A 13,968-nucleotide genomic window follows, 5' to 3' on the forward strand; every position below is an offset into this window, starting at 1 on the left:
TCGGCCGAACCCAAGGATCAGGTGTGAACCTCCGATCTCGTCTGGCGGCGCTGCCCGCACTGTCCCTGATCGGCGTCGCCGCCCTCGCCGGTTGCGCCAACCGGGAGGAGGCCGCCGACCCGTCGGCCGCCACCGCCACCCAGCAGCCCCCCTCCGCCCAGGACACCACCGAGGCGGGATTCCCGGTGGAGGTGACCCTGGGAGGCACCGAGCCGGTCACCATCGACGCACGTCCGAGCAGCATCGTGTCGCTGACCCCCACCGCCACCGAGATGCTGTTCGCGATCGGCGCCGGGGACGCGGTCGTCGCCGCCGACACCTACTCCGACTACCCCCCGGAGGCCCCGACCACCGACCTCGACGGGATCAGCCCCAACATCGAGGCCGTCACCGAGTACCAGCCTGACCTGGTCATCTCCTCCGGTGACTCACAGGAACTGCTGGACGCCATGGCCGCCATCGACGTCCCGGTCCTCGTCGTGGCCACCGCCGGTGACCTGGAGGACAGCTACCAGCAGCTCGTCGCCCTCGGCGAGGCCACCGGGAACCAGGAGGCCGCCGAGGTGCTCGTGGAGGACATGCGCACCGAGATCGATCGGATCGTCGCCTCGACCGAGACCCCCGAGGAACCGCTGACCTACTACCACGAGCTCGACCAGACCTTCTTCTCCATCACCTCCGGCACCTTCGCCGGCCAGGTCTACGACCTGTTCGGTCTGGAGAACATCGCCGACGCCGCGGACGGCGGCGACTACCCGCAGCTCAGCCCCGAGTTCATCCTGGAGGCCGACCCCGACCTCATCTTCCTCGCCGACACCGTGTGCTGCGGCCAGAGCGCGCAGACCGTCGCCGAGCGGCCGGGCTGGGACACCCTCTCCTCGGTGCAGGAGGACCGGATCATCGAGCTCGACGACGACCTCGCCTCCCGCTGGGGCCCCAGGGTCGTCGACTTCGCGGAGGCCGTGGGCGCCGCCGTCAGCGACGTCAGCTCGCGGACGAACTGACCGGGCGCCCCGTGCCCCTCACCGTGCGGTCCGGCCGGGACTCCCCGGCCGGACCCGCCCCCGCCGGTGCTCCCCGAGCGACCCGGCTCCGGGTTCGTCACCTCGCCCTCGCCCTCGCGCTGCTGCTCGCCGTGACGCTGCTCTCCGTCCTCCTCGGCGCCGCCGACCTCGGATGGCAGCGGGTCGTGGGGGAACTGGTGGCCCAGGTGACCGGGGGGACCTCGCCGCTCTCGGAACGGGAGGCGGCCATCCTCTGGCAGCTGCGTGTCCCCCGGGTGGTGCTCGCCTGCCTGGTGGGAGCCGCCCTCGCGGTCTCCGGCGCCGCCTTCCAGGGCGTGTTCCGCAACCCGCTGGCCGACCCGTACCTGCTGGGAGCCGCCGCCGGCGCCGGCCTGGCCGCGACCATCGTCGTCGCGGCCGCCCCGGGCACCCTGGACTGGGTGATCGGCCCGCTCCAGCTCGCGGCCTTCTGCGGTGCCCTGTCCGGAGTCGTCCTGAGCTGGGTGCTCGGACGCACCGCCGGCCACGGCACCGGCACCCTCATCCTCGCCGGCGTGGCCGTCTCGGCCTTCCTCACCGCCGGCCAGACCTTCGTGCAGCAGCTGAACACGGACTCGCTGCGGCAGATCTACTCGTGGGTGCTCGGTGGGCTGACGACCACCGGCTGGCGCGAGGTGCTGCTGGTCCTGCCCTACGTGGTGGCCGCCTCCTCGGTGCTGTGCCTGTGCGCCCGGCTCCTCGACGTCCTCGGAGTGGGCGACGAGGAGGCGACAGCCCTCGGCGTGCGCCCCGGCCGGGTGCGCCTGGCCGTGCTCCTCGCCGCGTCGCTGGCCACCGCCGCCGCCGTCTCCGCGGCCGGGCTGATCGGCTTCGTCGGCATCGTCGTCCCCCACCTGGTACGGCTCCTCGTCGCCGGCAGCTACCGGGTGGTGGTACCGCTCTCCCTGGTCGGAGGCGCGATCTTCCTCGCCGCCGCCGACATGATCGCCCGCACGGTGATGTCCCCGGCCCAGCTCCCGATCGGCGTCGTCACCGCCTTCGCCGGTGCCCCCTTCTTCGTCCTCGTCCTCCGCACCAGGGGGCGGGCGTGAGCGGGCTGCGGGCCGTCGACATCAGCGCCGGCTACCGGGGGCGACCCGTGCTGCGGGCCGTCGACGCCGAGGTGCCCGCCGGCGGATGGCTCGGGGTCGTCGGCCCCAACGGCGCGGGCAAGTCCACCCTGCTCAAGACCCTGGCCGGTCTGCTCCCCCACGAGGGCACGGTCACCGTGGACGGCACGTCCATCGACGGACTGCGCCCCCGGCAGCGGGCCCGCGTCCTCGGGTACGCGCCGCAGACACCCGAACCCCCGACCGGCCTCACCGTCACCGACTACGTGCTCCTGGGCCGGTCGCCGTACCTGCCGCCCCTGGGCCGCGAGGGACGCTCCGACCTCCGCGTCGTCGCCGAGGTCCTGGCCAGGCTCGACCTCGCCGGGATGGCGACCCGGCCACTGGCCACCCTCTCCGGCGGGGAGCGACAACGCGCCGTGCTGGCGAGGGTCCTCGCCCAACAGCCCCGGGTGCTGCTGCTCGACGAACCCACCACCGGCTTGGACGTCGGCCACGCGCAGGCACTGCTGGAACTGGTGGACCGGCTCCGCCGGGAGGACGGTGTCACGGTGGTGACCACACTGCACGACCTGACCCTGGCCGCGCAGTACGCCGACCGGCTGGTCTTCCTCGTCGACGGCGCCGTCACCGCGTCCGGCGCACCCGGCGAGGTGCTCACCCAGGCGCGGGTCGCCGAGCACTACCAGGCCTCGGTCGCCGTGCTCACCTCGGACGGCAGCCGGATCGTGGCACCGGTCCGCCATGCCGGTCCGCGCCCCGCCCCCGGCTGACCGGCGCCGGGGACCGCGCACCCGATCGCGAGCCCACCCGCGCCGCCACCACCGACGTCGTCGCGCGGGGTGGGGCGCGCCAGCCCCGGCGACCACCACACCACCCCGCACGGGCCAGGCGACCGGTGGACGAGGTGTGTGGCCGGCCACCTCCTGGGTACGTCTCCCTACATGGCACACGGCGCGAAGAACGGCGGCTCCCGCCCGAGGATCGTGATCGTCGGCGGCGGTTACGTCGGCCTGAACACCGCCCTCCGGCTGGAGTCGCGGCTGCGGCACTCCGAGGCGTCGGTGGTCGTGATCGACCAACAGCCCCACATGACCTACCAACCCTTCCTCCCCGAGGTCGCCGCGGCCTCGGTCGAACCGAGGCACGTCATCGCCCCCCTGCGTTCGATGCTGCGGCGCTGCGAGGTGATCACCGGCCGGGTCGGCGGCATCGACCACCACCGCCGCACGGTGACCGTCACCGACGGCGACGGGGCCACCGAGGAGGTCGACTACGACATCCTGGCCGTGGCGCCGGGCTCCATCAGCCGCATCCTGCCCATCCCCGGCCTCGCCGAACAGGGCATCGGCTTCAAGACCGTCAGCGAGGCCATCTACCTGCGCAACCACGTGCTGTCCCGGCTCGACGCCGCCGCGAGCGCCACCGACACCGCCCGCCGCCGGCGGCTCCTCACCTTCCTCACCGTGGGAGGCGGGTACGCGGGGATCGAGGCCCTCGCCGAGATGGAGGACATGTCCCGGCTCGCCACCCGCGACTACCCGGCGATCGACCCCGCCGAGCTGCGGTGGGTCCTCGTCGAGGCGACCGACCGCATCATGCCGGAGGTCAGCCGGCCGATGGGCGAGTACACCGTCGACCTGCTGCGGGAACGCGGCATCGAGGTGCACCTGGAGACCACCGTCAGCAGCATGGAGGACGGCCACGTCGTGTTGGGCGACGGGACCGAGTTCGACACCGACACCGTCATCTGGACCGCCGGCGTCCGCCCCGACCCGATGCTGGGGGACACCACCCTGCCGCTCGACCAGCGGGGACGCGTCCGGTGCACGGCGACCCTCCAGGTCGCGGGCGTGCCCGGCGTCTTCGCCGCCGGGGACTGCGCGGCCGTGCCCGACCTCACCAGGATCGACGAGGACCCCGACGCCACCTGTGGTCCCTCCGCCCAGCACGCCGCCCGGCAGGCCCACCGGCTGGGGGACAACATCGTCGCCACCATCCGGGGGCACCGGCCGGCCGAGTACCGGCACGCCTACATCGGTTCCGTCGCGGGGCTGGGCCTCTACCAGGGCGTCGCCGAGATCTACGGGGTGCGGCTGAAGGGCCTGCCCGCCTGGTTGGTGCACCGCGCCTACCACCTGGCCAAGATGCCCAGCATCAACCGGAAGGTGCGCATCGCCTTCGACTGGCTGCTGGCCGCCCTGTTCCGGCGCGAGGCGGTGGCCATCGGCAGCCTGCAGGACCCCCACTCGGAGTTCCGGCGGGCGGCGGACGCCGCCGGCCGCTGGCAGCGGTCCCACGTCTGAGCGACCGCGAATTCCGGCGCCTGGACGGGGCGGGGTGGACGGGTTCCGGCCGCCCCAGCCCACGTCCCCCGGAGGGGGCTCGCTCCGGGACGACCGACCGGCGGCCGCCGGGCACCCTGCCGCCGTCGGCGGCTCCCACCCAGCCGCGACGCGCGCCGGCCGAGGAGCCCGACACAGCGGCTCCTCCCGGTGGCCCGCACCGGATCCCCCGGCGACGCCCTCGGTTCCGCCGGCCCGCACCTGCCGCGCACGGTGAGCGGAGCGACAAGCCCCGACGGCCTCCAGGTCAGGCGGCCGCCGGGACCGGCGCGCTCAGAGTTCCACGGCCTTGTACAGCTCCCCGACCTCCCGGCGGGACACCCGACGGAGGGTGCCGGGCCGCTGGTCACCGAGGCGGAGTTCCCCGATCGCCGTGCGCACCAGGCGGCGCACCGGGTGGCCCACCTCCGCGAGCAGCCGGCGCACGATGTGCTTGCGGCCCTCGTGGAGCACGACCTCCACCATCACCCGGTCCGCGTAGGCGTCGACGACCCGGAAGGAGTCCGCCTTCGCCAGGCCGTCCTCCAGTTCCACCCCGGCGCGGAGTCGGCGCCCGACGTCCCGCGCCACCGGCCCCTGCACCTCCGCCCGGTAGGTCTTGAGGACCTCGAAGGACGGGTGCATCAGGCGGTGCGCCAGTTCCCCGTCGTTGGTCAGCAGCAGCAGGCCCTCCGTGTCGGCGTCGAGGCGACCGACGTGGAACAGCCGCTCCGGCCGGTCGACCACCAGGTCACCCACGCACGACCGGCCCCGGTCATCGGACATCGTGGAATGCATGCCACGGGGCTTGTTCAGCGCGAGGTGCACGAGGTCGTCCCGGACGATGACCCGCATGCCATCGACGTGGATCGACACCGTGTCGGGGTCCACCCGCCGCCCCATCTCGGTGACGACCGCCCCGTCGACGGTCACCCTGCCCTGGGCGATCAGGTCCTCGGCCGCGCGCCGGGAGGCGATACCGGCCTTGGACAGCACCTTCTGGAGCCGGATGCCCTCGGGCAGGCCGGTGGGGTCCGGTTCCCCCCGGCCGACGCGTCGGCCTCGGTCGTCCCCGACCGCGTCGGAACGGCGTGGTGCCTGGTCAGAGCTCATCGATGGAGTCCACCTCGGGTAGCAACGGAGCGATCGGCGGGAGCTGGGACAACGAGGACAGCCCGAGACGCTCCAGGAACAGCTCGGTGGTCCGGTAGAGCAGACCGCCGGTCTCCGGGTCCGTCCCGGTCTCCTCGACCAACCCCCGAGCCAACAGGGTACGGATGACGCCATCCACGTTCACCCCGCGTACCGCGGCCACCCGCGACCTGGTCACCGGCTGCCGGTAGGCGATCACGGCCAGCGTCTCCAGGGCGGCCCGGGTCAACCGGGACCGCTGCCCGTCCAGCAGGTAGCGCTCCACGTAGGGGGCGAAGACGTCCCGCGTGTAGAAGCGCCACCCCTCCCCCACCCTGCGCAGGTCGATCCCGCTGCCCTGTTCGCGGTACCGCTTGGCCAACCGGTACAGGGCGGCCCGCACCCGACCGATGGGCTGGTCGAGCGTGCTGGCGAGCAGCTGTTCACCGGCCGGGACGTCCACGACCAGCAGGAGTGCCTCCAGGGCCGCCTCCAGGTCCGCCTCCCGCCCCAGGTCGGGCCGGTCCTCGGGGTCCTCCGCCGGCCCGCCGCCCCCCGGCGGCACGTCGACCACCGCGGCGGGGGCGCCGGCCGGCCGTGCCTCGCCGGAACCCGGCCCGGCCGTCTCCTCCGATGGCATCACCCGTACTCCTCCTCCTCGCGGTTGGCCCGGTCGGCCTCGGCGGCCGCCCGCGCGTCGTCGACGTCGCCGCCGTCCCACCGCACCACCAGCTCCCCCAACGGCTCCGGCTGCTCGAAGAGGACGACGGCCTCCCGGAACAACTCCAGCAACGCCAGGAAACGCGCCACCACCTCGATCGTCGCCTCGCAGTCCTCGACCAGCTCGGAGAAGCTGGCACTGCCCCGTTCGGCGAGTCGCAGCCGCAGCAGCGCGGCGTGCTCGCGCACCGAGACCTTCGCGACGTGCAGGTGGTCCAGTGACACCGTCGGTGGCGGCTTGGGCCGGAACACGGCGGCCGCCAGCTCGGCGAACCGGTTCGCGTCCACCCCGAGCATCACCTCCGGCAGCAGCGCGGCGAACCGGTCCTCCAAGGCCACCGACCGCGGGTACCGGCGCAGGGCCCCCGCCTCCAGCTCGGCGAACAGCGCCGCCACCTGCTTGTACGCCCGGTACTGGAGCAGGCGGGCGAAGAGCAGGTCACGGGCCTCCAGCAGGGCGAGGTCGTCCTCGTCCTCGACCTCGGCCGAGGGCAGCAGACGTGCCGCCTTGAGGTCCAACAACGTGGCGGCGATGACCAGGAACTCGGTGGTCTCGTCGAGGTCCCACCCGTCACCGAGGGCGCGGATGTGCGCGATGAACTCGTCGGTCACCTCGTGCAACGCCACCTCGGTGACGTCCATCCTGTGCTGCGAGATCAACTGCAACAACAGGTCGAACGGTCCCTCGAAGTTGGTCAGCCGGACCGTGAACCGGTGCGCGGGCCTGGGGTCGCCGTCGCCGACGGCACCGGTTCCGCTCACCACCGCCACCGGCACCGCCTCGTCCCCGGCCGCGTCGCCGCCCGGCGGCGTCTCCTCCCGAACCCCCGTCGAAACCGCACCGGGAGACGGCGCCACGGCTCCGGGGTCCCCAGTCACCGGGCACCCTCCCCGCTCGGCTTGGCCGGGCCCAGGACCGCCGAGGCGACCCCCCGCGCCGGGCCGTCCCGTCGCCTCCCGGTTCGGCCGCCCCCGCCGAACGGCGGCTCCCGCCAAGCACCCACGCTGTCACCCCTCGCGGCCGACCCCGACTTCGCCCCAGTCTCCCAGCAGTACCGATGCGGACCGTGAGCCGGCCGGCCCGGTCACCGACCGGCGGGGCCGTGCGGTGGGGAGGGACGCCGGGGTCAGCGGGCGATCACCTCGCGGGCCAACGCCCGGTACGCCTTGGCGCCCGCCGAACGGGGTGCCCAGCGGGTGATCGGCTCACCGGCCACCGTCGTCTCCGGGAACCGCACGGTGCGGTTGATGACCGTGTCGAAGACGATGTCCCCGAAGGCCTCCACCACCCGGGCCATCACCTCACGGGAGTGCAGCGTCCTCGGGTCGAACATGGTGGCGAGGATCCCGGTGATCTCCAACTTCGGGTTGAGCCGTTCCCGGACCTTCTCGATGGTGTCGATGAGCAGCGCGACGCCCCGCAGGCTGAAGAACTCGCACTCGAGGGGGATCAACACCCCGTCGGCCGCCGCGAGCGCGTTCACGGTGAGCAGCCCCAACGAGGGCTGGCAGTCGACGAGGATGTAGTCGTACTCGGAGAGCACCGGCCGCAGCACTCGCGCCAGGGTCTGTTCCCGACCGACCTCGGCCACCAACTGCACCTCGGCCGCGGACAGGTCGATGTTGCTCGGCAACAGGTGCATCCCCTCGGCGGGGGTCTTCATGACCACGTCGCGAACACCGACCGCGCGCTCCATGATCACGTTGTAGATCGTCGTGTCCAGCTGGTGGGGCTGCACGCCGAGCCCCACCGACAACGCACCCTGCGGGTCGAAGTCCACGAGCAGCACCCGGCGGCCGCACTCGGCGAGCGCGGCGCCGAGGTTGATCGTCGACGTCGTCTTGCCCACCCCGCCCTTCTGGTTGCAGATCGCCAGGACGGTGGCGGGCCCGTGGCTGTCGACCAGGGGCGGTTCCGGGACGTGCCGGCGGGGACGACCGGTCGGGCCGATCTCACCCTCCAGGGTCTCCGCGGCCTCGTCCTCACCGGGGTCGACCGTGCCGGGCGCCATGCTCAGGTCGACCCTGCCGCCCCGTGGCCGTCCCACCGGCGAAGGCGACGGTGTCGACATCGTGACCTAGCTCCTCGTGTCCACGGTCGTGACCAGGCGCAGCCTATGGGCAGCCCGAAGCAGCGGCAACGCGCCTCGCCGTACCACCGGTCCTGGCCGGACCGGACGCCCCAGGCCGAGTCGGGCACCGACATCAACATACTCGGGTGGCGACAACGACAGACAGTAGCCAGACCGGGTGGAAAACGCGGTACCGATCACACCTGGCGATCACTCGGCTGGTCCCGGACACGACCGCCCGTGCCTCGCCGTCCCCGGTCAGCGGGACCGCCGGGGCCAGGCGCGCGGGGCGGGCCACCCGGACCGCCGAACCGCTCAGCCCAACGCCCGGGGGTGGGCCAGCGCGTACACCTCGCGCAGCGAGTTCACGGTGACCCGCGTGTAGATCTGCGTCGTGGTCACCGAGGCGTGCCCCAACAGCTCCTGCACCACCCGCACGTCGGCCCCGGCCAGCATGAGGTGGGTGGCGAAGGAATGCCGCAGCGTGTGCGGCGACAGGTCCGCACCGACGCCGGCGCGGTCCGCCGTGTCCCGCAGCACCTGCCACCCGCTCTGCCGGGACAACCGACCGCCCCGCGCGTTGAGGAACACGGCCGGCCCTCCCCCGCCTCGGGAGGCCAGGTCAGGGCGGCCCCGCACCCGGTAGGCCTCCACCGCGGCCAGGGCGGGACGGCCCACCGGCACGACACGCTCCCGCCCCCCCTTGCCCCGCAGCACGACGACCCGCTCCGCCACGTCCACGTCGTCGAGGTCGAGTCCCACCGCCTCCGAGATCCGCGCGCCCGTCGAGTACAGCAGCTCCACCAGCGCCCGGTCCCGCAGGCCGCGCGGGCTGTGCTCGTCACCCGCCGCCGCCACCAGGCTCAGCACGGTGTCCACCGGAAGCGCCTTCGGCAACCGCCGGGGCGTGTTCGGCGGGGACACCCCACGGGCGGGATCGAGCGGGGCGAGGCCCTCCTCGTGGCAGAAGCGGTGGAACCCGCGCACCGCCACCAGCGTCCTCGCGGCCGAGGTCACCGCGAGCCCGGGCTCGCCGCCGCTGGGCTCACGCAGCTTGGCGAGGAAACCGCTGACCTCCCCCTCCCCGACCTCGTCGAGGACCCGCACCCCCGCCGAGGCGAGCCACGAGAGGTAGCGACGCAGGTCCCGCCGGTAGGAGACGATCGTGTTCTCGGCGAAGCCGCGCTCGACCACCAGGTGGTCGAGGTAGGTGCGCGCCGCCGCCAGGAGGACATCGGCGACCTCGGGCGCCTCCTCCGCCGTCCGCGAGGGCCACCCCCGCCCCTGGCTCGGCGCCGCCGCGTCCTCGTCGGATCCGGTCACCCCGCCGCCCGGGGGCAGGGTGGTCCCGCCTCCCGACCCGCCCGTCCGTTCGGGGCTCATCCCAGCACCTCCTCGCCGGAACCGTGCGGGATCCCGTGGGCCCGCCCGACCTCCGGGCGCAGCAGCGTCCCCGCCAGCACCTGCAGACCCGCCGCCAGGGCGGGGGTCGAACGCGCCGCCTCCGCCGCGCCCCGGTCGGCCAGGGCCGCCACGTACGGCAGGGTCGCGTTCGTCAACGCCCAGGTCGAGGTGTGCGGCACCGCGCTGGGGATGTTGGGGACGCAGTAGAAGACCGAGTCCGCTGCGCGGAAGGTCGGCTGGGCGTGCGTGGTGGGACGGGACTGCTCGAAGCAGCCGCCCTGGTCGATCGAGACGTCGACGAGCACCGACCCCGGTCGCATCCGCTCCACGAGGTCCGCGCCCACCAGTCGCGGGGTGGGCGCGCCGGGGACCAACGCGGAACCGATGACGAGGTCCGCCCACAGGCAGGCCCGTTCCACCTCGTAGGCGTTGCTGGCGACGGTCCGCAACCGCCCACGGTGCACCAGGTCGAGGTAGCGCAACCGGGCCGGGTCGGAGTCCAGCACCATCACCTCCGCCTGGAGGCCGAGCGCGATGAGCGCGGCGTTCGTGCCCACCACCCCGCCACCCAGGATCGCGACCTTCCCGGCCGGGACGCCGCGGACCCCGCCCAGCAGGACCCCCCGACCGCCCTGCGCCCGTTCCAGGCAGTGGGCGCCGACCTGCGCGGCCATCCGACCGGCGACCTCGCTCATCGGTGAGAGCAGCGGCAGGGAACCATCCGCCGCCCGCACGGTCTCGTAGCCGACGGCGGTCGTACCGGCCTCCACGAGGGCGGAGGTCAGGTCGGGCTCGGCGGCCAGGTGGAGGAACGCGAACAGCGTCTGCCCCCGGCGCAGCCACGGGTACTCCGCCGGTCCGGGCGCCTTCACCTTCAACACGAGGTCCGCGCGCTCCCACACCTCCTCGGCCCCGGCGAGGACCTGGGCGCCGGCGGCGAGGTAGTCGGTGTCGGGGAATGCCGACCCCGCACCCGCGCCGGACTCGACCAGGACCTGGTGGCCCCGCCGGGTCAACTCGACGACCCCGGACGGCGCCAGCGCCACCCGGTGTTCCCCCTCCCGCAGTTCGCGAGGCACCCCGACCCGCACGCGACACCTCCCCACGTCCCGGCCGGACCCACGGGTGGTGACGGGGCCCGGCGCGACGAGGATATCGGCGGGGCGTCGATGACGGTCGGGAGACAAGCGGTCACCCCGTGCCCCACCAGCACGCCAGACGGGGGATTATGAGGTGGTGGCGACCAAGAAACCAGACAGCCTGCGTATCGGCACCCTGGAGCGTGAGGCCGCGGTGGCCGCGCTGGGCGATCACCTCGGCGCCGGTCGACTCGACCTGGAGGAGTACGAGGAGCGGATGCGTTCGGCATCCGCCGCGAAGACCCGGGGCGAACTGATCAGGCTCTTCGAGGACCTGCCCGGCCCCCTGCCGGAACCGCTGCGCGACGCGCCCCCTCCCCCGCCACCTCCGCCCCCGACCCCGGTCGTCCTCAACCCGGCACCGCCGCCCGCCAGGTTCGAGGAGGAGTTCTCCCCGAAGTCGAAGGTCGTCGCGGGGGTGCTCCAGATCGTCCCGGGGTTCGGCATCGGCCGTATCTACACCGGTCAGGTCGCGCTGGGACTCGCGCAGCTCGTGACCGTGCCGCTGTTCGGCCTGGGTGTGCTGTGGTGCTGGATCGACGGCATCATCCTGCTCGCCTACGGGGGCAGGGACCGGGAGGGCAGGCGACTGCGGGAGTGACACCGGGACGGCCGCGGGCGGGACCGGCCGGGCCAACGGCGGAACGGCCGGGCCGTCCCGTCAGCCCCGGTTCGCGACCCGCGCGGCCCACCGGGTGGGTCGGTCGCGCCACGGCGCTCCGACCGGGCGGGCAGCGGCCGCCCCGGTGCGCGCCACGTGCGCGGCCAGCACTCCCGCCACCGCCGCCGCGTTCACGACCTCCCCGGTGAACACCCGTTCGACGGCCTCGGCCAGCGGGACCCGGTGCGGGACGAGGTCAGCTTCCTCGTCCCCCGTCCCGCTCAGCCGCTCCACCTCGGACAGGCCCGTCGCGAGGTACACCCGCACCACCTCGTCGGTGAACCCGGGCGAGGCCGCGACGTCGACCAGCACCGACCACTCGCTCGCGGCCAGCCCGACCTCCTCCGCGAGTTCCCGGGCGGCGGTCAGGGCGGGCTCCTCACCGGAGACGTCGAGCAGACCGGCCGGCAGCTCCCACAGCCGCCGGCCGATCGGGTGCCGGTACTGGTGGATCATGACCACCCGGTCGTCCTCGTCGAGGGCGACGACCGCCACCGCACCCGGGTGTTCCAGGACCTCACGGCGGGCGGTGCCACCGCCGGGCATCACCACGTCGTCACGTCGCAGCGCGAGCACCGCCCCCTCGTAGAGGTCGACGCTGTCCCGCGTCTCGAACTCGTGCGTGCCGTGGGTCCTGGTCACCTGGTCATCCGCCACGATCACACCGTAGCGGTGGTCGCCTCGTCCGAGAACTCGACCGGCAGGCGCTCGGCGGCACGGTAGTCCAACGCCGCCTTCACGAACGCCGCGAAGAGCGGGTGGGGCCGCGTCGGCCGGCTCTTCAGCTCCGGATGGGCCTGCGTGCCGACGTAGAAGGGGTGCTTCTTGGCGGCCAGCTCGATGAACTCCACCAACCTGCCGTCCGGGGACGTGCCGGAGAAGACGAGACCGGCCTTGGCCAGCTTGTCCCGGTAGGCGTTGTTCACCTCGTAGCGGTGCCGGTGCCGCTCGGACGCCTCCGTCGACCCGTAGGCGGCGGCCACCAGGGACCCCTCGGTCAACGCGGCCGGGTAGGCGCCCAAGCGCATCGTCCCGCCCATGTCCCGCTCACCGGCCACCACCGCGGTCTGGTCGGCCATCGTTGAGATCACCGGGTGGGTACCGGACTCGTCGAACTCCGCGGAGTTCGCGCCGGGCAGGCCGGCGAGGTTCCTCGCCACGTCGATGACCATGCACTGGAGGCCGAGGCACAGCCCGAGCACGGGGATGCCGTGCGTCCGGGCGTGGGCGATCGCCCCCACCTTGCCCTCGATCCCCCGCACGCCGAACCCGCCGGGCACCAGCACGGCGTCCACCCCGGCCAACGCCGTCGCCGAGGCCTGCTCGTCCTGGCACTCGTCGGAGGGAACCCAGCGGATCTCGACCTTCGCGCGGTGCGCGAACCCCCCGGCCCGCAGCGCCTCGGTCACCGAGAGGTAGGCGTCCGGCAGGTCGACGTACTTGCCGACGAGGGCGACCCGCACCGTGTCCACGGGGTTGTGGACCCGGTCGAGGAGGTCACCCCACACCCGCCAGTCCACGTCCCGGAACGGCAGGCCCAACCGGCGCACCACGTAGGCGTCCAGCCCCTCGGAATGCAGCACCTTCGGGATGTCGTAGATCGACGGCGCGTCGGGCGTGGCGATGACACCGTCGGTGTCGACGTCGCACATCAGCGCGATCTTGCGCTTGAGGGACTCGGGCACCTCCCGGTCGGCCCGGCACACCAGCGCGTCCGGCTGGATGCCGATGTTGCGCAGGGCGGCCACCGAGTGCTGGGTGGGCTTGGTCTTCAGCTCACCCGACGGCGCGAGGTAGGGGATCAGCGAGACGTGCAGGAAGAAGCAGTTGTCCCGACCGACGTCGTGCCTGACCTGCCGGCAGGCCTCCAGGAACGGCTGCGACTCGATGTCCCCGACCGTGCCACCGACCTCCGTGATCACCACGTCCGGCGTCACACCGTGCTCGTCCGGCTCGGCCATGGCGGTGATCCTGGCCTTGATCTCGTCCGTGATGTGGGGGATGACCTGGACGGTGTCCCCCAGGTACTCGCCACGCCGTTCCTTGGCGATGACCCTCGAGTACACCTGACCGGTCGTGACGTTGGCGCGGCCGCTGAGGTCCCGGTCGAGGAACCGCTCGTAGTGGCCGATGTCGAGGTCGGTCTCCGCCCCGTCCTCGGTGACGAACACCTCACCGTGTTGGAACGGGTTCATCGTTCCGGGATCGACGTTGAGGTAGGGGTCCAGCTTCTGCATCGTCACCCGCAACCCGCGCGACGTGAGCAGCTGTCCAAGGCTGGAGGCGGTCAGTCCCTTCCCCAGGGAGGATGCCACGCCTCCCGTGACGAACACGTGTTTGATCGTGCGTGCTTGCAGCACCAAGGAGGCTCCCGTGATTCCCGTGCGTCTGGCCTCAGCGGCCG

13 protein-coding genes are annotated in these 13,968 nt (G+C 73.3%); 5 read left to right on the forward strand and 8 right to left on the reverse strand.

The genetic code is table 11. The features are described 5' to 3' along the window. The first annotated feature begins 23 nt into the window (after positions 1–23). From C1701_RS03895 to C1701_RS03915, 4 genes are all read left to right on the forward strand, one after another. Positions 24–1,004, forward strand: coding sequence for an ABC transporter substrate-binding protein (locus tag C1701_RS03895; RefSeq protein ID WP_103055556.1), 981 nt, complete (start codon positions 24–26; stop codon positions 1,002–1,004). 23 nt (positions 1,005–1,027) lie between these two features. Continuing rightward, positions 1,028–2,095 carry a FecCD family ABC transporter permease gene (locus C1701_RS03900; protein WP_103056960.1) on the forward strand — a complete coding sequence of 356 codons (1,068 nt, stop codon included), beginning with the start codon at positions 1,028–1,030 and terminating at the stop codon, positions 2,093–2,095. Next, positions 2,092–2,886, forward strand: a complete 795-nt coding sequence (locus C1701_RS03905; RefSeq protein ID WP_103055557.1) for an ABC transporter ATP-binding protein — start codon at positions 2,092–2,094, stop codon at positions 2,884–2,886. The genes C1701_RS03900 and C1701_RS03905 overlap by 4 nt, the downstream gene beginning before the upstream one ends. 171 nt (positions 2,887–3,057) lie before the next feature. Continuing rightward, entirely contained in the window at positions 3,058–4,419 is a 1,362-nt protein-coding gene (locus tag C1701_RS03915; RefSeq protein ID WP_103055559.1) for an NAD(P)/FAD-dependent oxidoreductase, read from the forward strand. Between the two features lie 312 nt (positions 4,420–4,731). On the opposite strand, the gene C1701_RS03920 is transcribed toward C1701_RS03915, so the two are convergent. From C1701_RS03920 to ald, 6 genes are all read right to left on the reverse strand, one after another. Next, a complete protein-coding gene (locus tag C1701_RS03920) occupies positions 4,732–5,550 on the reverse strand; it encodes a pseudouridine synthase (protein WP_337662129.1) in 819 nt (272 codons plus the stop codon). Next, the gene (gene scpB / locus C1701_RS03925) at positions 5,540–6,208 is read right to left on the reverse strand and encodes an SMC-Scp complex subunit ScpB (protein ID WP_443098143.1); all 669 of its coding nucleotides are present in this window, start codon (positions 6,206–6,208) and stop codon (positions 5,540–5,542) included. Before scpB ends, C1701_RS03920 begins: the two co-directional genes overlap by 11 nt. Beyond that, positions 6,208–7,050, reverse strand: a complete 843-nt coding sequence (locus C1701_RS03930; protein WP_418153766.1) for a segregation and condensation protein A — start codon at positions 7,048–7,050, stop codon at positions 6,208–6,210. The genes scpB and C1701_RS03930 overlap by 1 nt, the downstream gene beginning before the upstream one ends. A gap of 365 nt (positions 7,051–7,415) precedes the next feature. After that, positions 7,416–8,300: a ParA family protein gene (locus C1701_RS03935; protein ID WP_245588818.1), complete on the reverse strand. Its 885-nt coding sequence runs from the start codon at positions 8,298–8,300 to the stop codon at positions 7,416–7,418. Positions 8,301–8,675: 375 nt separating this feature from the next. Continuing rightward, on the reverse strand, positions 8,676–9,743 hold the full coding sequence (locus C1701_RS03940) for a site-specific tyrosine recombinase XerD (RefSeq protein ID WP_103055561.1): 1,068 nt from the start codon (positions 9,741–9,743) through the stop codon (positions 8,676–8,678). Beyond that, positions 9,740–10,855 carry an alanine dehydrogenase gene (gene ald / locus C1701_RS03945; protein WP_026418978.1) on the reverse strand — a complete coding sequence of 372 codons (1,116 nt, stop codon included), beginning with the start codon at positions 10,853–10,855 and terminating at the stop codon, positions 9,740–9,742. The genes C1701_RS03940 and ald overlap by 4 nt, the downstream gene beginning before the upstream one ends. A gap of 145 nt (positions 10,856–11,000) precedes the next feature. Between ald and C1701_RS03950 the strand changes: the two genes are divergently transcribed. Next, the gene (locus tag C1701_RS03950; RefSeq protein WP_337662130.1) at positions 11,001–11,504 is read left to right on the forward strand and encodes a DUF1707 domain-containing protein; all 504 of its coding nucleotides are present in this window, start codon (positions 11,001–11,003) and stop codon (positions 11,502–11,504) included. A 60-nt stretch (positions 11,505–11,564) separates the two neighbouring features. Here the strand turns inward: C1701_RS03950 and C1701_RS03955 are convergent, their stop codons facing one another. Beyond that, complete coding sequence (locus C1701_RS03955) at positions 11,565–12,221, reverse strand: NUDIX domain-containing protein (RefSeq protein WP_248784494.1); 657 nt, start codon at positions 12,219–12,221, stop codon at positions 11,565–11,567. A 2-nt stretch (positions 12,222–12,223) separates the two neighbouring features. Then, on the reverse strand, positions 12,224–13,927 hold the full coding sequence (locus tag C1701_RS03960; RefSeq protein ID WP_026418981.1) for a CTP synthase: 1,704 nt from the start codon (positions 13,925–13,927) through the stop codon (positions 12,224–12,226). Positions 13,928–13,968: the final 41 nt, after the last annotated feature.

This window comes from Actinoalloteichus sp. AHMU CJ021 (assembly GCF_002895405.1).
Taxonomy (GTDB): domain Bacteria; phylum Actinomycetota; class Actinomycetes; order Mycobacteriales; family Pseudonocardiaceae; genus Actinoalloteichus_B; species Actinoalloteichus_B caeruleus.